The organism is Variovorax sp. GW821-FHT10C12, from assembly GCF_059415405.1.
Genome location: NZ_JBWKNE010000011.1, coordinates 40,386 through 57,556, shown reverse-complemented (window position 1 = coordinate 57,556; position 17,171 = coordinate 40,386). Strand labels below are relative to the sequence as shown.

Genomic DNA, 17,171 nt, shown 5'->3' with positions numbered 1-17,171 from the left:
TGCGACCCTCAGGCGAAGCGGCAGGCTTCTTCGAACGCGAGCCTCGGGTGGCGCTCGAACAGCTTGGCGGGGTCGCCGTGGCCGAGGTTGCACAGGAAGTTGGTGCGCACCGAGGTGCCGTGCCAGAAGGCCGCGTCCATGCCGTCTGCGTCGAAGCCCGACATCGGCCCGCAGTCCAGCCCGATGGCGCGGGCCGCGAGCATGAAGTAGGCCGCCTGCAGGCTCGCGTTGCGAAAGGCCGTGCGCATCGCGTGCGCCTCCTTGTCGGGCCCCGTGAAGTCGTCCTGCATCGACGGCCGGTGCGGAAAGAGCCGTGGCAGCTCGCGGTAGAAGGCCGTGTCGAAACCGAGGATCGCGGTGACGGGCGCCGTCATCGTCTTGTCGACGTTGCCGGGCGAGAGCAGCGGCCGCAGGCGTTCGCGGCCTTCGTCGGTGCGCACGAAGACCACGCGCATCGGCGAGCAGTTGGCCGAGGTCGGACCCCACTTCACGAGCTCGTGGATCTGGCGCAGTTGCGCTTCGCTGACCGGTCGGGGCAGCCAGCCGTTGTGGGAGCGGGCCTGGCGAAAGAGGGTGTCGAGGGCGCTGTCTGGAATCATGGGGAAGGTGTGTCGTCGAAAGACCGCATCAGGCGAAGCGCCGCGATGGCGATGGCGCCGTCGGCCTGCGTCAATGCGTCGAGGATCGAGAAGTGATCGTGGCCGGGGCAGTCGATGTGGCCGGCGTGCACGTCGTGCCACTGGCGCCGGATGATCCCGCATTGTTCGTGAAAGCCGGCGTTCTCCTCGCTGCCCAGCGCGGTGAGCAGGGGCGCGGCAGAGACCGGTCGCAACAGGGCCGGGCTCAGGGCCGCTGCGCTGTGCGGCGTGAAGCGCGTGGCCTCCATCACCGACGGCACGTCGAGCAGTGGGCGCAGGTCGTATAACGCGCTGATGCAGACGGCGGCTTTCACTTCGGGTTCGGTGGCCAGCAGCATCGCTGCCAGGTGCCCGCCGGCCGAATGGCCGCAGGCGAACAGGCGTCCGGGCGGTGCGTCCCACTGCGCGTGGTGCGCGGCGAGCCAGGTTGCCGCGCTGCGCATCTGCGCGACGATGGTCTCCACGCTCACTGCGGGGCACAGCGCGTAGTTGACCACCGCCACCGCGTAGCCGGCGGCAGTGAAGGGCGGCGCGACCAGCGAGGCGTCGCTCTTGTCGAGCGAGCGCCAGTAGCCGCCGTGGATGTACATCAGCGTGCCGCGCGGGCGGCCCTCGGGCAGGAACAGGTCGAGGCGCTCGGCCGCGTGCGGCCCGTAGGCGATGTCGAGCCGCGCGCGGGCGCGCTCGCGCACCGCGGCGGACGCGCGTGCCCAGCCGTCGAAGATGTCCTGATAGTGCGGGACGGCCAGGCGCGCGTTGTAGCGGCGCTCGCCGTCGCCGGCCGTGGGGTTCGGCGGCATGGTGGGTTACGCGCTGGCGCCGATGCGCTCGACCACGGCCCGCAGGTCGGCGCGCACCTTCTCCGGCAGCGCCGCGACCGGCGGGCGCGTCGGCCCGGCGCTGCGGCCCGCGAGCGTCATCGCTTCCTTGATGACGACCGGGAACGAGCCCCAGGCCCAGGCCGCGCGCAGCGGCGCGAAGATGTTCGACACGCGCAGCGCCTCGTCGTGGCGGCCGGCGCGCAGCGCGTCGTACATGCGCACCATGAGCTCGGGGAACACGTTGGCGGCGGGCGAGATGGTGCCCTGCGCGCCGTGGAACATCATCGACAGCGCGATGGTGTCGCGGCCCGAGAACAGCAGCGCGGGGCGCGGCGCGGTCAGCAGGTACTCGATGGACTGCGTGAGGTCGCCGCCCGAGTCCTTCATGCCCACGATGTTGTCGGCCGCCTGCATGCAGCGCGCGAGCGTGGCGGGCAGCACGTTGACGGCGGTGCGCGGTGGGTTGTTGTAGAGCATCACCGGCAGCTTCGTCGCGCGCGCCACGGCGGTGTAGTGGGCCACCAGCTCGTCCTGCGTGGGCTGCACGAAGTACGGCGTGATCACCAGCGCGAGGTCGGCGCCCAGGGCTTCGGCGGCCTGCGTGAGCGCGATGGCGTCGCGCGTGGTGGCGCCACCGGTGCCGGCGTACAGCGGCACGCGGCCGTCGATGGCGCGCATCGACAGCTCCAGCAGGCGGATGTGCTCGTCGCGCTCCAGGGCAAAGAACTCGCCCTGGCTGCCGGCGACGGAAATGCCGTGCACGCCGGCGCGGATGTAGCTGTCGATCAGCTCGCCGACGCGGGCTTCGTCGAGCCGGTGGTCGGCGGTGAAAGGCGTGGCCATGGCGGGCACCACGCCGTGGAATTTCGAGAGGTTCAAAGAGAGCTCCGGAAGAAGAACGAAGAGGGGGCGACGGGCGGCGTCAGTCGACGCCCATCAGGTGGCCCAGCTGCACCACGTAGTGGCCGAAGGCGGCCGCTTCCTTGGTGGTGCGCGGGTCGCGCGGGCGCGGCAGGTCGATGCGGATGTCCTCGACGATGCGCCCCGGCCGCTCGGACATCACGAGCACGCGGTCCGAGAGAAAGACGGCTTCCGAGATGCTGTGGGTGATGAGGATCACCGTCTGGCGCATCTCCTGCCACAGGCGCAGCAGCTCGACGTTGAGCTGGTCGCGCGTGAGCGCGTCGAGCGCGCCGAAGGGCTCATCGAGCAACAGCACCTGGGGCCGCATCACGAGGATCTGCCCCAGCGCCGCGCGCTGGCGCATGCCGCCCGAGAGTTCGTGCGGGTAGTTGCGGCGGAACTTCTCCAGCTTGAGGATCGGCAGCAGCGCTTCCACGCGTTCGTCGATGTCCTTCTTCGGCAGCTTGCGCACCTCGGCCGCGAGGCGGATGTTGGCTTCCACGGTCTCCCACGGCAGCATGTTGTGGGTCTGGAACACCACGCCCACATCGTCGGACATCCGCGTCTGCAGGTGGCCCAGCACACGCACCTCGCCGCCCGCGTCGGGCTGGATCAGCCCGGCCACGATGCGCAGCAGGGTGCTCTTGCCGCAGCCGCTCGGTCCGAGGATCGAGACGAACTCGCCGCGCTGCACCGTGAAGTCGACCTGCTCCAGCGCGCGCACGCTGTGGCGCGCGTCGAAGGTCTTGGCGACGCGGCTGACGCCGATCGCTGTGTCGATGGCTCCGGGGGCGCGCACCGGCGGCTCGCCGGTGGCCACGGTCCCAGGCTTCACTTGCGAGCCCCCACCCAGCCGCCTTCGGAGATGTCGAAGACCACGCCGTCGAGGTCGCGGAATTTCATCTCGTAGTACAGGCTCTTCTTGTCGTGCGGCAGGTCCATGAAGAAGGTGCCGCCGTGGTCCTCGATGGCCTTGCGCTGCGCGTCCAGGTCGTCGACCCAGAAGCCGAAGTGGTGCGTGCCGATCCAGTCCTTGCCCTTTTCAAGGCCTGCCGCCTCGTCGGTCTTGTAGTTCAGCAGCGCCAGGCAGATGGTGCCGTCCGTGAGGTACACGCCGTCGGCGATGGGCGAGTGCGTGGGCTCGACGATGGTGAGGTCGAAGACCTCGCTGTAGAACTTGGCCGCCTTCTGGGGATCGGGAACGGCGAGGGCGATGTGACGCAGTTTGGCCATGGGGATGTCTCCTGAGTTGAAATCTTTGGAAAAGGCGAAAGAGAAAAGGAAGGGGCTCAGAGCCCGCGCCACCAGATGCGCTTGGCGGCCAGCTCGACCAGCAGGTACAGCAGGCCGGCGACCACCGAGATCACCACCAGCGCGGCGAACAGGTAGTCGGTGCGCGCGTTGGCATTGGCCTCGAGGATGAGGTGGCCGAGCCCGCGCTCGGAGCCGACGAACTCGCCCACGATCGCGCCGATCACGGCCAGCGGCATGGCCGAGCGCAGCCCGTCCATGATCGACGGCAGGGCCGAAGGCACGTAGAGGCGGCGGAAGGTGGTCCACGACGAAGCGCGGATGGCGCGGAAGTGCTCCACCAGGTGCGCCGGCGTGCCCGCCAGCCCGCCCATGGTGGCGATCACCACCGGGAAGAAGGCGAAGAGAAAGGCCATCAGCACCTTCGAGGTGTCGCCGTAGCCGAACCAGATCACCATGAGCGGCGCCAGCGCGATCTTGGGCAGGCCCTGGAACACCACGATGAGCGGGTACAGCGCGCGCCGCACCACCGGGATGGCGTGGATCGCGAGCCCGAGCAGCACGCCGCCGATGGCCGCCAGCGCGAAGCCGGCCAGCACCTCCTGCGTCGTGACCCACGATTGCACGAGCAGTGCCATGCGGTTCGTCCACAGGCTGTCGAGCACCTGCGACAGCGGCGGCAGCAGGTAGCGCTTGATGCCGAACACGTCGACCGATTTTTCCCACAGCAGGCCCAGTGCGAGGAACAGCAGGGCGGGGTCGGTGAAGCGGCGCCACGATTCGGCGCGCGAGGAAGGGGCGAGGTGCATGTGTCTTGTCTCCGGATCTTTTTTATGTGTCGTGTCTTGTCTTGTCGCGTGGTGGGCGTTCAGCGCTTCGGGTCGTCGCTGTCTTCGTCCCGGGCCGTGCGCGGCCCCCACTCGGGCGGCGGCACCACGAACCGGTCGAAGTGCCATTGGTCGAAGGCCGCGAGGTCGTTCTTCCAGACACGGGGCGTGTAGGGTTGCGCGGGCGTGATCTGCACCATCTCCGCGTAGAACTCGCAGTAGTTGCCGTCGGGGTCCTTGAACACGAGGAACAGGTTCTCGCCGGGCCCGTGCTTGCCGATGCCGCGCACGATGTCGATGCCCTGCGCCTGCAGGTAGCGCGCGGCGTCCTCGATCTCGGCCAGCGAGCCGAGCTGGTAGGCGAAGTGCTCCAGCCCGGGCCGTCCCGGCACGTAGGTGGCCGCATGCTGCGGATCGCCGGGCGCGATCTGCGCCAGCGCCAGGTCGTGGTGGTCGTTCCCGCAGCGCAGGAAAGCCATCTGGTCCTCGATGTGGTCGGACACTTCCAGCCCGACGATCTCGGTATAGAAGCGCACGGAGGCCTTCAGGTCGCGCACGTTGAGCACGACGTGCCCCAGGCGCTGGGGACGGGGGCGTTGAACCATCGGTGTTGCTCCCGCGCTCATGGTGCGAGCAGGTCGTTGCTGTACGCGTCCTGCGGCTTCACCTTGCCGCCCAGGCCGAAGGCCTTGTCGACGAACTGCACGGTGGCGCGCATGCGGTCATCGCGCAGGTGGCCCAGCCCCTTGGCCTTGGCTGCCGGGTCGACCAGCAGGTCGTTCATGTCCTTGATCTGCGCCAGCGCCACGGCGCGGTCGGTGGTGGGAAACATCTTCACCATGAGATCGGCCGCCTGCTCGGGGTTGGCCATGGCGAATTCGTAGCCGCGGTACGACGCGCGCAGGAACTTCTTCACCACCTCGGGGCGCTTCCTGATCAGGTCTTCGCTGGCCGCGAAGCCGCTGCCGTAGGCGTCCAGTCCGAAGTCGCTGTACTCGATCCAGCCCAGCGTCACGCCCGCGGCCTGGGCCTGCTTCTGGGTGACGGCGCGGTTGCTGCCACGCCAGCACTCGGCCAGGTCGACCTTGCCTTCGATCAGCGAGGCGTCGACCACGGCGGGGTCCATGCGCAGCAGGCGGATGCTGTCCTTGGGCTGGCGGTTCAGCTCCAGCCAGGCGGGCACGACGTTGTGCACCGGCGAGGCCGAGCCGCCGCCCAGGCGCAGGCCCTTCATGTCGGCCGGCGTCTTGGGCTGGTGGCGCTTGGTGTCGAAGCAGATGCCCGCAGGCCAGCGCGTGTTGATGGCGCCGATCATGCGGATCTTGCCGCCGTTGGCGCGGTTGAGCACCAGGCTGATCGGGTCGACATAGCCGAACTCGAACTGGCCCTGGTCCAGCTCGTTGGCGGTGCGGTTGCCGCCGTAGCCGCGCACGATGGCGGTGTCCAGGCCCAGCTCGCGGAAGTAGCCCTGCGCCTGCGCGACGATCACGCCCACCGAGCTGCCCTGCGGCAGCCAGGCCATGTTGTAGGTGACCTTCTCCTGGGCGAACGCGGGGGGCGCGCCGGCCAGCAGCGCGCTGCAGGCGAGGCCGGTCAGCGCTCGCGCGATCGCGGCGAATCCTCTGCGGGTGGGTTGCATGTCTTTGTCTCCATACCTTGTTGTGATGCGAAAGAACGGGGCCGTGGCCCCGCCGCGGCGACGCTCAGACGCGCTCTGCCTGCACTTGATTGGCCAGCCGTCCGATGCCCTCGATGCTCGCCACCAGCCGGTCGCCCGGCTTCAGGTAGATACCCCGACCCATGCCCACGCCGGTGGGCGTGCCGGTGGCGATCACGTCGCCCGGCTCGAGCGTGACGATGGTCGACAGGTAGGCGATCTGCTCGCGCACCGTCCAGATCATGTTGGCCGTGCTGTCCTGCTGCATCGGCTCGTCGTTCACGTCCAGGCGCATCTGCACGGCCTGCGGGTCGGGGATCTGCCAGGCGGGCACCAGCCACGGGCCGATGGGGGCGAAGGTGTCGTGGCACTTGCCCTGGAACCAGTCGTGCTTGAACGGGTAGTCGCCGCGGATGTTGAGGTCGCGCGCCGAGATGTCGTTGACGATCGTGTAGCAGGCCACGGCGTCCAGCGCGTCCTCGACCGAGATGCGGCGGCAGCGCTTGCCGATCACGGCGGCGAGTTCGACCTCCCAGTCGAGCTTGCTGGTTTCGGGCGGCATCTGGATCGTCTCGCCGTTGCCGATCACCGTGTTCGAGAGCTTCAGGAACATGTACGGCTTGCTCTGTGACTTGGCCGCCAGCACGGTGCCCATTTCGTTGGCGTGCGAGGCGTAGTTCGAGGCGGCGCAGAAGATGCGGTTCGGCACGAAGGGCGCAGCCACGGCCGCGGCGCCGTCGGCCACCGGCCGGATCGCGCCCGAGGCGGCCAGCGCGGCGGCGATGGGCGTGGCGTCGCGCAGCCAGGCCTGCGCGTTCGCCCAGTCGCGCAGCATGGCTTCGACGCCTTGCGTCACCCAGGCCTCGGGCAGCGGCGGCAGGCCGGCCGAGCGGGCCGCCTCCAGGTCGTACAGCTGGTCGTCCAGCACCAGGGCGGGGGCAAGCCCGCCGGCGCGGCGGTAAGTGGCGAGCGCGATCCAGGACATTCGATTGACTCCTCTTTTGTAGGTGGGTTGGAATCCGCGACAGGTGTTTTGCATTCAGTGTCTGCGAATTGTGTGCAATTTTATGTTTTGGTGTTCACGAACGTCAAGGGCTTGTCGCGGCGTGACTGAAACGGGCGTGCAGACGCACGCCGCGGCCGGCCTGGGCCGGGAACGGCGGGCCGGGGCGGGCAGCGGAAACGGGAGGGAGGGAGAGGGCGCGGCGGCCGCGTCAGGCGGCGGCGCTGGACGACGGGGTGCGAGAGGCGCTGCCGTCGAAGTGCTGCAGCACGTTCATCGCCGAGTTGGCCGCATGGCTGTGCATGGCGGCGGCGGCGGCGTCACCGTCGTGCGCCAGCAGGGCGGCAACGAGGGCTTCGTGCTCGACATGGGAATGCTGCAGGCGGTTTTCCGTCGTGAAGAAGCCTTGCGAGCGGAAGGGCGCCAGGCGCTGGCGCAGGCTCAGCGCGAGGTCCTGCAGCGTCTTGTTGCGGGCGCCGGCGTAGATCAGCGCGTGGAATTCCTCGTTCAGCGCGGCGTACGCTTTCGCGTCGCCCTCGGCCGCGGCGCGCCCGGCTTGCTGATGAACGAACTCGATGCGCTTGCGCTCCGACGGCGCGGCGCGCAGCGCGCACAGCTTGGCGCACAGGGCTTCCAGTTCGCCGGAGGCTTCGAAGAGGCCGTCCAGATCGGCGGGCGCCATCGTCGCCACCGAGAAGCCCCGGCGCGGCAGGTGCTCGATCAGCCGGGTCGAGGCCAGCTGCCGCAGCGCATCGCGCACCGGGCTGCGCGAGACGCCGAAGCGCGTCGCGATCGTCTGTTCGTCCAGGCGCTCGCCCGGTTGGAAACGGCGCAGCACGATTTCCTCGGCCAGGCGGTCCGAGATGGTCTGGGACAGCGTTTTTCCAGGCTCGTTTTCCATGGTTTGCTTCTTCGGGGGCATGCCGCCCACGTGGCGCGGGACGACATATTGTCGACAAAATTTAATTGTCGCATGCAATAACGCCGGCCCAAACGCCCCGGGCGGGCGTGCGCCTCAGACCCCCAGCGGCAGGCGCGCGCTGCTCTTGACCTCTTCCATCACCGCATAGGTCCGCGTCTCGCGCACCCCGGGCAGCTGCCACAGCACGGTGCCGGCGAACTCGCGGTAGGCGGCCATGTCGGCCATGCGGGTCTTGAGGAGGTAGTCGAAGCCGCCGGCGACCATGTGGCATTCCATGATCTCGTCGCGCACCTGCACGGCGGCCTTGAACTGGTCGAACACGTTGGCGGTGGTGCGGTCGAGCAGGACCTCGACGAACACGGTGAAGCCGCGCCCCAGCTTGTAGGGGTCGAGCCGGGCCTCGTAGCCCAGGATGAAGCCGTCGCGCGTGAGGCGCTGCACGCGCGCCAGCACGGCGGTGGGGGACAGCGCGACCGCCTCCGCCAGCTTGAGGTTGGTGATGCGGCCGTCTTCCTGAAGGATCTTCAGCAGGCGCAGATCGATGCGGTCCAGATCAAGCATTCGAGGATTATCCGGCGCACGCACCGATCGACTGCAAGAAATGCGGCCTATTTGCCACGGCCATAGGAGATAGAACCAAGGAAATGCCGTTGGACTACCCTTTCGCAGTCATTTGGACTACCGAAAGCCGTGGGTCACCGCATTCAGCGCACCGTGGTCGAGCCCGGTGCGGCAGCCTGGCGGCCCGAGAGCTGGTCGACCAGCGCGCCGTAGGCCGGGCCTTCGCGCAGCTTGGTGTAGGCGGCCTGGGCTTCGCGGTAGCCGGGGCGCGACGTGTCGGCGCCGGCTTCGCCCGACTGCTGGGCGGCCAGGCCCGAGCGGATCCACAGCTGCGTGTCGGCGGCCACGGCGGCGCGGCTGTTGGCCGAGACCACGACCGGCTCCTGGCCCATGTTCTCGTTGTAGCCCTGGGTGGGCGCAGTCTTCAGCCACTGCTGGGCGTCGGCCGTCACGGCGGCGCGCGTCGTCGACGACGCGAAGGGCGCGGGACGCGGGTCGCCTTCGGCGTAGTTGCCGGCAAAGCTCGGCGCGGCCACGAGGCCCAGCAGGGCGGCGACGGCGGCGGTGTTCAGCAGGCGGGTGGTGGAAGACAGCTTCATGTTCGTTCACTCCTTGAGGTGGTTGCTTGGTTGGTGAGAACAACTGTACGAAGCGCATCCACGCGACCGATAACGTCTGGATGACGGTTTTGTCATGTGCGTATCCACCTGCATCGGGCCGCGCCGAGAGGGACCGCAAGGGGCCTTCCAACTTCTCTTGCATAACCGCCATCGCGGCATGCATAAGCCATGGCGCGCGGCCCGCAGTCGGCATATCGTTGCGCCCATCCATTCCAACCAAGGGAATCTTCCATGAACGAGAAACTCTCCTTCGTCAATCCGACGGCCAACAGCCCCTGGGGCACCTACCTGTCGCAGGTCGATCGTGTCGTGCCGTACCTCGGCCCGCTGGCGCGCTGGGTCGAAACCCTCAAGCGCCCCAAGCGTGCGCTGATCGTCGACGTGCCGATCGAGATGGACAACGGCACCATCGCCCACTTCGAGGGCTACCGCGTGCAGCACAACATGAGCCGCGGCCCGGGCAAGGGCGGCGTGCGCTTCCACCCCGACGTCACGCTGGAAGAAGTGATGGCGCTGTCGGCCTGGATGACCATCAAGACCGCCGCCGTGAACCTGCCGTACGGCGGTGCCAAGGGCGGCATCCGCGTCGACCCGAAGAAGCTGTCGCTGCAGGAGCTCGAGAAGGTCACGCGCCGCTACACCAGCGAGATCGGCATCATCATCGGCCCGCACACCGACATCCCCGCGCCTGACGTGAACACCAACGCGCAGATCATGGCGTGGATGATGGACACCTACTCGATGAACGTCGGCGGCACCGCCACCGGCGTGGTCACCGGCAAGCCGCTGCACCTGGGCGGTTCGCTGGGCCGCGTGAAGGCCACCGGCCGCGGCGTGTTCGTCACCGGCCGTGAAGCGGCCCGCCGCCTGGGCATGGACCTGCGCGGCGCGCGCATCGCGGTGCAGGGCTTCGGCAACGTGGGCTCGGTCGCGGCCGAACTCTTCGTCGAGGCGGGCGCCAAGATCGTCGCGGTGCAGGACCACACCGGCACCATCGTGAACACCAACGGCCTCGATCTGACCCAGCTGGTGCCCATCTCGCGCACCGACGGCGTGGTCGGCTTCAAGGCCGGCGGCGACATCGTGCCGAACGAAGACTTCTGGGACGTGGCCTGCGACATCCTGATCCCTGCCGCCCTCGAAGGCCAGCTCACGGCCGAACGCGCCAAGAAGACCACCGCCAAGCTGGTGCTCGAAGGCGCCAACGGTCCGACGGTGCCCGAGGCGGACGACATCCTGGCCGAGCGCGGCGTGCTGGTCGTGCCCGACGTGATCTGCAACGCCGGCGGCGTGACGGTCTCGTACTTCGAATGGGTGCAGGACTTCTCGTCCTTCTTCTGGGACGAGGACGAGATCAACGTGCGCCTCGACCGCATCATGATGAACGCGCTCAACCAGATCTGGGACACGGCCGACAAGCACAAGATCCCGCTGCGCACCGCCACCTACGCGGTCGCCTGCGAGCGCATCCTGATGGCGCGCCAGGAACGCGGCCTGTACCCCTGACGCGATCTCCGGGGCTTGCAGGGCCTTTCGGGAACCCCCGGCCTGCCGGGGGCTCGAAGCGAAGCCACCGGTTGGTTAGCATCCGGTGTCCTTCCCGCCCTGCCATGCCCCCCACCACTTCTGCTGCTTTCTTCTCTTCGCCGGCCCGCGTGCCGGCGTTTCTGTTCCCGAGCCTGCTGTCGGTGCTCGTGCTGGCCGGCTGCGGCACCTTGGGCACGCGCCAGACCTACGAGCCCGAAGACTTCGACTCGACCACCACCCACACGCGCAACTACGCCGCCAGCGAGGCCCAGACCTGCGAGGCGGCGCGCCGCGCGCTGCTGAGCCAGGGCTACATGGTCACGGCCGCCAACGCCGACCTGGTGACCGCGCGCAAGAGCTTCCAGCCCGCGGCCGAGACGCACGTCGAGGTCGAGTTCCGCGTGGTCTGCGCGCGAGAAATGGGTACTGGCAGCGCCTCGGCCGGACGCAGCACCGTGGCCTTCGCGACCGCGCTGCAGGACCGCTACGGCCTGAAGAAGGGCAGCAACTCGGCCAGCCTGGGCGTGGGCGCCATCGGCTCGCTTTCGCTGCCCTTCGGCGGCAGCAACGAGGCGATGGTCAAGGTGGCGAGCGAGACGCTCAGCGACGAACGTTTCTACGACCGCTTCTTCACGCTGGTCGAGCGCTTCCTGCAGGGCGGCGGCCCCGACATGCCGGCCGATGTCACACCCGCGGACGAGGCACCGAAGCCGACGGCGCGCCCCGCTGCAACGACCTTCCCGGTATCGCCGTCGCCCAACCGCGGCTGAACAGGCTTCGCGCTCAGCGCACCAGCGTCGACTTGCCGAACAGGCTCTCGATCAGCTCCACCGCCACCTCGGCCGTCTGGTTGCGCACGTCGAGCGCGGGGTTGAGTTCCACCACGTCGACCGAGCCCAGCCGGCCGGTGTCGGCGATCATTTCCATGCACAGCTGCATCTCGCGGTAGGTCGGTCCGCCGCGCACGCCCGTGCCCACGCCGGGCGCATCGGCCGGGTCGAGGCAGTCCAGGTCGAAGCTCACGTGCAGGTGGGTGTCCTCGTCCACATCTTGAAGCGCCTCGGTCATGGTGGTGCGCATGCCGTTCTCGTCGATGTGGCGCATGTCGAACACGGTCAGGTCGAGCGTGCGAATCGCTTGCTTCTCGTCATCGTCCACGCTGCGGATGCCGATGAAGCGGATGGCGTCGTGCGCCAGCGCCGCGGGCTCGCCGCTCCAGCCCGTGAGGTCCGCCGGCCCGTGGCCCAGCAGGCACGACACCGGCATGCCGTGCAGGTTGCCGCTGGGGCTCGTGGTCTCGGTGTTGACGTCGGAGTGCGCGTCCAGCCACAGCACGCGCAGCTTCTTGCCGCGTTGGCGCGCATGCCAGGCCACGGCGCTGATGGAGCCGATTGCCAGGCAGTGGTCGCCGCCCAGCATCACCGGCACATGGCCGGCGCCCAGCGCGGTGTCGACGGCGGCGTAGACCGAGCGGTTCCACGCGATCACCTCGGGGAGGTGGCGAAGCCCGTTGGCCGGCGGTGCCCACGGCGTGGCCGGGCCCGCGAGGTTGCCGCGGTCGAGCACCGCGAAGCCCTGGCCCGCCAGCGCCTCGGCCAGGCCGGCCACGCGCAGCGCGTCGGGCCCCATGCCCGCGCCGCGCACGCTGGCGCCGATGTCGGTCGGCGCGCCGATCAGTTCGAGGGTGGTGGTCCCGGTGCTGCTGCTGTTCATGTCGGTCTCCCGATGTGGTGCCAGAGGTAGGCGTAGCCGAGCGCATCCATGAAGGCGGACGCCTTGTTGTCCGCGGCGGCGCTGTGGCCGCCTTCCATGTTCTCGTAGAAGCTGCTGTCGTGCCCTTGCGCGACCAGCTTCGCGTGCATCTTGCGCGCATGCACGGGCCCCACGCGGTCGTCGCGCGTGGAGGTGGTGAAAAGGGCGGGCGGGTAGGGCGTGTCGGCCTTGGCGTTCTCGTAGGGCGAGAAGGTCTGGATGAATTCCCATTCGTCGGGCAGTTCCGGGTCGCCGTACTCCGCGATCCACGAGGCGCCGGCCGACAGCTGCGTGTAGCGCTTCATGTCGAGCAGCGCCACCTCGCTCACGATGGCGCCGTACAGCTGCGGGTACAGCGTGAGCATGTTGCCCATGAGCAGGCCGCCGTTGCTGCCGCCCATGGCGCCCAGGTGCGCGGGCGAGGTGATGCCGCGCGCGAACAGGTCCCGCGACACGGCCGCGAAGTCTTCGCAGGTGCGCAGGCGGTTCTCCTGCAGCGCGGCCTGGTGCCAGCGCGGGCCGTACTCGCCGCCGCCGCGGATGTTCGCCACCACGTACACGCCGCCGCGTTCGAGCCAGGCGCGGCCGATGCCGCCGCTGTAGCTCGGCTCCAGCGAGATCTCGAAGCCGCCGTAGGCGTACTGCAGCGTGGGGTTCGCGCCGTCGGCCACGAGGTCTTTCGCGGCGATCTCGAAGTAGGGCACGCGCGTGCCGTCCGCCGAGGTCGCGAAATGCTGGCTCACGCGAAAGCGCGAGGCGTCGAAGAAGCCGGGGCTGTGCTTCAGCGGCTGGGGTTCGCCCTGGCCGAGGGTGCCGATGTACAGCGTGGTCGGTTGCAGGAAGCCGCTCACGGTCAGGAAGTAATCGTCGCTCTCGGTCTCGTCGATGCCGCCGGCCGCCACGCACGAGAGCGCGGGCGCGCCGCCCAGGCTGTCGCGGGCCCACTCGCCCAGGCCGTCCGCGGGCGGCGTGAGCACCTCCAGCCGGTTCACCACGTCGTGCATCACGTTGAGGATGAGGTGGTGGCGCGTCCACGAGTAGTCGTCCAGCGCGGTGGTGTCGTCGGGCTCGAACAGCAGCGTGAGCTCGCGCGCGCCGGCCATGTAGTCGTCGAAGCGCGCGGCCAGCAGCGAGCCGGCGGTGTAGGTGCGGCCGGCCACGGTCCAGTCTTCACGCGGCTCGATCAGCAGCCACTCGCGCGTGACGCCGGTGTTGGCGTCGTCGGGCACGTCGATCTTGGCCAGCGTGCCGTCGGGGGCGCGCAGCCAGGTCTCGCTGTCATAGAAGTCGATCTGGCGCGAGACGAAGTCGCGCTCGAAGCCGGGCGTGTGGTCGCTCCAGGCGCTCACCGACATGTCCTCGTGAGCGCCTTCGTACACGGTGACGGCCTCGGCCAGCGGCGTGCCGCGTTGCCATTGCTTCACCAGGCGCGGGTAGCTCGAGCTGGTCATGGAGCCGGGGCCGAAATCGGTGCCCACGTACAGGTGGTCGATGTCTTTCCAGGTGACGTGGTTCTTCGCCTCGGGCAGCGCGAAGCCGCCTTCGACGAACGTCATGCTCACGAGGTCGAACTCGCGCACCACGTCGGCATCGGCGCCGCCGCGCGACAGCGAGATCAGGCAACGCTCGTACGCGGGCTCCAGGCAGTCGGCGCCGTGCCAGACCCAGTTCTCTCCGTCCTGCGCGGCCAGCGCGTCGAGGTCGAGCACGGTCTCCCACGCAGGCTCGGGCGTGCGGTACTCATCGAGCGTGGTGCGGCGCCACAGGCCCTTGGGGTGCGCCTTGTCGCGCCAGAAGTTGTAGTACAGCGCACCGATCTTGCTGACCATCGGAATGCGCGCGTCCGAGTCGAGCACCTCGAGCAGGCCCTGCTCGATCGCCTGGAAGGTCGGCGACTGCGCATAGGTGTGAACGGCGTGTGCATTCTGCTGGCGAGCCCAGTCCAGAGCGGCTTCGCCGTCGATGTCTTCGAGCCAGAGATGGGGGTCGTCGTTGTGCGCAGAGGTCATGCGGCACAGTGTACGAAGCCCCCGTGAATGCGGCGGCCTGTGAGCAGTTGTTGCTGCATTCGAGGCGCGTCGATTTTTTCATTACATGTGGATGCGCGCCCCGGCCATCCTTGGGGCAAACCCCTGTCTCGCGCGTGCCTTCCCCCGGTGGAAACACTGAAGAAGCGAAGGCCCACGAACGCGATGCCCACGGTATCCTGCCGGACGGCGCATGCCCCAACGAGGAGAACCACACATGAAACACCTGAGCGGTCTTGATGCCACCTTCCTGCACCTGGAAACCCCCGAGATGCCGATGCACGTGGGTTCGCTCAACGTGCTGGACCTGCCCAAGGGCTACAAGGGCGACTTCTACGAAGACGCCAAGGCCTTCATGGCCAGCCGCATCCACCTGGCCGATGTGTTCACGCGCAAGCTCGCGCTGATGCCCTTCGACATGACCAATCCGGTGTGGGTCGAGGACGACGACATCGACCTCGACTACCACGTGCGCCACATCACGCTGCCCAAGCCCGGCACCAACCGCCAGCTGCAGCAGTACGTGGCACGGCTGCACTCCACGCTGATGGACCGCAGCCGGCCGATGTGGGAGTTCTTCATCATCGACGGCCTCAAGAGCGGCCAGGTGGCGCTGTACACCAAGGTGCACCACGCGGGCATCGACGGGCAGGCCGGCGTCGAGCTGGGCAAGGCCATCTTCGACCTCGAGGCCACCGGCCGCGTGATCAAGCCGCCGCGTGCGCGCCCGCGCAGCAACGGCTACCAGCTGGGCATGGCCGAGCTCGCCACGGCGGCGCTGCGCAACACGGCGCAGCAGTACGTGAAGCTCTTCAAGATGGCGCCGGCCATCGCGCGCGCCATCGGCGGGCTGGCCCAGCCCGACGAGAAGGCGGCCGACAAGGCGGCCGCCACCGCGCCGAAGAAGTTCAACCTCTTCGCGCCGCGCACCTCGCTGAACGTGTCGATCACCAACCAGCGCACCTTCGCGGGCCGCACCATCTCGCTGGCCGAAACCAAGTACATCGCCAAGCACTTCGGCGTGTCGCTCAACGACGTGGTGCTGGCCACCGTGGCCGGCGCGCTGCGCCACTACCTGGCCGACAACAACGAGCTGCCGGCCAAGCCACTGGTGGCCGGCGTGCCCGTGAGCCTGCGCGAGGCCGGCGACCAGACGGCCAACAACCAGGCCAGCATGATCCTCGTGAGCCTGGCCACCGACATCACCGATCCGCTGCAGCGGCTGAAGGCGATCAACGCCTCGTCGAACTCCTCCAAGTCGACGATGAACCGCTTCAAGGCCGTGATCCTGGACGACTTCCCGACCTTCGCCGCGCCCTGGCTGGTGTCGGGCATCGCGTCGATGGTGGGACGCTCGGGCATCGTCAACCTGCTGCCACCGGCGGCCAACGTGGCCGTCTCGAACGTGGCGGGCGCGCCGTTCCCGATGTACTTCGCGGGGGCGCTGGTCACCTGCTACTACCCGGTGTCGATCGCCAGCCACGGCACCGCGCTCAACGTCACCGTGCAAAGCTACAACGGCCGCATGGACTACGGCCTGATCGCCTGCCGCCGCGCCGTGCCCGACATCACCGAGATCGGCGACTACCTGCTCGCCGAGCACAAGCTGCTGATGGAGCTGACGCAGAAGCACCCGGCCGTCTCCGGCGCGCCGGCCACACCGCCCAAGCCCGTGGCCGCCCCCGCGCCGGAAGCCGACGAAGAGGCCCAGGCCGCCGCGCCGGCCCGCAAGCCGGCGGCGCGCAAGAAGGTCCCGGTGAAGGCCGTCGCCGCCAAGAAGACGGCGCAGAAGGCTCCTGCCAAGGCCGCGCCGGTCAAGGCGGCAGCGAAAAAAGCCCCTGCGAAGAAGGCTGCAGCGAAGAAGGCCGCGCCCCGGCCCGCGGCCCGCAAGGCCGCCGCATCGCCCCGCGCCGCTGCGGCATGATCGACGGGCGGGCCCGGCCTGGGCAAAAAATTGGGGCAGTTGGACTAGTTTTCCGACCGTTCTAGTTTTCCAGGCCTAGGCCCTGCGGAAGATGATTGGCCCATCGCGATTCCCCGCGAGCCACTCAACTTCAAGGAAATCTCACATGTCCACGCAAACCAACATCGCTTCCGCCGCCATCCACGTCGTCGGCCAGTACAACGACGCCGGCAAGACCCTGGTCGGTGCCTACCGCACCGGCGTGCAACGCCTGCTGGGCGGTGCCGCTTCGCGCTACAGCGAATTCCTGGGCAACCGCCAGATCCCGATGGTGAGCGAGCAGATCAAGGCCAACCTGATCGGCGCGCAAGAGAAGGTGCATGGTTTCCTGTCCAACCGCCTGGACATCGACACCAGCCGCCTCGTGAACGCGATGGACCGCGTCGCTGCCGGCACCACCAGCGGCATCGAAACCGTCGCCAACCGCGTCGCCCAGATCGAATCGCCCGCTGCCACCACCGTGCTGAACGCCCTGTCGGCCGTGAACCAGCCCTTCGCCACCGTGTCGGTGCAGATCGCCGACCGCATCGTCGCCGGCACCAAGCAGATCGAAGCCCGTGTGAGCCGCACCGAAGAAGCCGCCCCCGTGCGCACCGTGAAGGCCAAGGTCGCTGCGGCCAAGAAGCCGGTTCGTCGCGCTGCCCGCAAGGCGGCCTGATCCCGGGGCGCTGACCGCGCCCTTTTCATTTCTACCGCCCC

Annotated in this window: 18 protein-coding genes; 4 read left to right on the top strand and 14 right to left on the bottom strand. The window is 68.7% G+C overall.

Features of this window, described 5'->3' with window-relative positions; translation table 11 throughout:
• Positions 1 to 8: 8 nt before the first annotated feature.
• The 12 genes from AC07OH_RS29365 to AC07OH_RS29310 all read right to left on the bottom strand — a co-directional run bounded on the left by AC07OH_RS29365 (position 9) and on the right by AC07OH_RS29310 (position 9,182).
• Complete coding sequence (locus AC07OH_RS29365; protein WP_095950090.1) at positions 9 to 599, bottom strand: malonic semialdehyde reductase; 591 nt, start codon at positions 597 to 599, stop codon at positions 9 to 11.
• Positions 596 to 1,438, bottom strand: coding sequence for an alpha/beta hydrolase (locus tag AC07OH_RS29360; protein ID WP_495303043.1), 843 nt, complete (start codon positions 1,436 to 1,438; stop codon positions 596 to 598). Before AC07OH_RS29360 ends, AC07OH_RS29365 begins: the two co-directional genes overlap by 4 nt.
• Before the next feature lie 6 nt (positions 1,439 to 1,444).
• Positions 1,445 to 2,338: a 4-hydroxy-tetrahydrodipicolinate synthase gene (gene dapA, locus AC07OH_RS29355; protein WP_083259398.1), complete on the bottom strand. Its 894-nt coding sequence runs from the start codon at positions 2,336 to 2,338 to the stop codon at positions 1,445 to 1,447.
• Between the two features lie 43 nt (positions 2,339 to 2,381).
• Entirely contained in the window at positions 2,382 to 3,197 is an 816-nt protein-coding gene (locus AC07OH_RS29350; protein WP_495303042.1) for an ABC transporter ATP-binding protein, read from the bottom strand.
• Entirely contained in the window at positions 3,194 to 3,595 is a 402-nt protein-coding gene (locus AC07OH_RS29345; protein WP_070063818.1) for a VOC family protein, read from the bottom strand. The genes AC07OH_RS29350 and AC07OH_RS29345 overlap by 4 nt, the downstream gene beginning before the upstream one ends.
• Before the next feature lie 56 nt (positions 3,596 to 3,651).
• Positions 3,652 to 4,422: an ABC transporter permease gene (locus AC07OH_RS29340; RefSeq protein ID WP_495303041.1), complete on the bottom strand. Its 771-nt coding sequence runs from the start codon at positions 4,420 to 4,422 to the stop codon at positions 3,652 to 3,654.
• 59 nt (positions 4,423 to 4,481) lie between these two features.
• Positions 4,482 to 5,045, bottom strand: coding sequence for a VOC family protein (locus AC07OH_RS29335; protein ID WP_159274676.1), 564 nt, complete (start codon positions 5,043 to 5,045; stop codon positions 4,482 to 4,484).
• Between the two features lie 17 nt (positions 5,046 to 5,062).
• Positions 5,063 to 6,079 (bottom strand): ABC transporter substrate-binding protein, encoded by a 1,017-nt coding sequence (locus AC07OH_RS29330; protein ID WP_489062108.1) that lies wholly within the window; start codon positions 6,077 to 6,079, stop codon positions 5,063 to 5,065.
• Between the two features lie 64 nt (positions 6,080 to 6,143).
• Positions 6,144 to 7,082 carry a fumarylacetoacetate hydrolase family protein gene (locus AC07OH_RS29325; RefSeq protein ID WP_495303040.1) on the bottom strand — a complete coding sequence of 313 codons (939 nt, stop codon included), beginning with the start codon at positions 7,080 to 7,082 and terminating at the stop codon, positions 6,144 to 6,146.
• Positions 7,083 to 7,311: 229 nt separating this feature from the next.
• On the bottom strand, positions 7,312 to 8,001 hold the full coding sequence (locus AC07OH_RS29320; protein ID WP_099793338.1) for a GntR family transcriptional regulator: 690 nt from the start codon (positions 7,999 to 8,001) through the stop codon (positions 7,312 to 7,314).
• Positions 8,002 to 8,115: 114 nt separating this feature from the next.
• Complete coding sequence (locus tag AC07OH_RS29315; RefSeq protein ID WP_062478450.1) at positions 8,116 to 8,583, bottom strand: Lrp/AsnC ligand binding domain-containing protein; 468 nt, start codon at positions 8,581 to 8,583, stop codon at positions 8,116 to 8,118.
• A gap of 143 nt (positions 8,584 to 8,726) precedes the next feature.
• Entirely contained in the window at positions 8,727 to 9,182 is a 456-nt protein-coding gene (locus tag AC07OH_RS29310; protein WP_095746979.1) for a hypothetical protein, read from the bottom strand.
• A 252-nt stretch (positions 9,183 to 9,434) separates the two neighbouring features.
• Between AC07OH_RS29310 and AC07OH_RS29305 the strand changes: the two genes are divergently transcribed.
• Both AC07OH_RS29305 and AC07OH_RS29300 read left to right on the top strand, forming a co-directional pair.
• Positions 9,435 to 10,709 carry a Glu/Leu/Phe/Val family dehydrogenase gene (locus tag AC07OH_RS29305; protein WP_062478443.1) on the top strand — a complete coding sequence of 425 codons (1,275 nt, stop codon included), beginning with the start codon at positions 9,435 to 9,437 and terminating at the stop codon, positions 10,707 to 10,709.
• Between the two features lie 104 nt (positions 10,710 to 10,813).
• Positions 10,814 to 11,500 carry a DUF2242 domain-containing protein gene (locus AC07OH_RS29300; RefSeq protein WP_495303039.1) on the top strand — a complete coding sequence of 229 codons (687 nt, stop codon included), beginning with the start codon at positions 10,814 to 10,816 and terminating at the stop codon, positions 11,498 to 11,500.
• 13 nt (positions 11,501 to 11,513) lie between these two features.
• Here the strand turns inward: AC07OH_RS29300 and rocF are convergent, their stop codons facing one another.
• Together rocF and AC07OH_RS29290 are read right to left on the bottom strand one after the other, a co-directional pair.
• Positions 11,514 to 12,443: an arginase gene (gene rocF, locus AC07OH_RS29295; RefSeq protein ID WP_495303038.1), complete on the bottom strand. Its 930-nt coding sequence runs from the start codon at positions 12,441 to 12,443 to the stop codon at positions 11,514 to 11,516.
• Complete coding sequence (locus AC07OH_RS29290; RefSeq protein WP_495303037.1) at positions 12,440 to 14,491, bottom strand: prolyl oligopeptidase family serine peptidase; 2,052 nt, start codon at positions 14,489 to 14,491, stop codon at positions 12,440 to 12,442. The genes rocF and AC07OH_RS29290 overlap by 4 nt, the downstream gene beginning before the upstream one ends.
• A 235-nt stretch (positions 14,492 to 14,726) precedes the next feature.
• Between AC07OH_RS29290 and AC07OH_RS29285 the strand changes: the two genes are divergently transcribed.
• Positions 14,727 to 16,433: a WS/DGAT/MGAT family O-acyltransferase gene (locus AC07OH_RS29285; RefSeq protein ID WP_495303036.1), complete on the top strand. Its 1,707-nt coding sequence runs from the start codon at positions 14,727 to 14,729 to the stop codon at positions 16,431 to 16,433.
• 145 nt (positions 16,434 to 16,578) lie between these two features.
• Complete coding sequence (locus AC07OH_RS29280; protein ID WP_495303035.1) at positions 16,579 to 17,130, top strand: hypothetical protein; 552 nt, start codon at positions 16,579 to 16,581, stop codon at positions 17,128 to 17,130.
• Positions 17,131 to 17,171 lie beyond the last annotated feature (41 nt).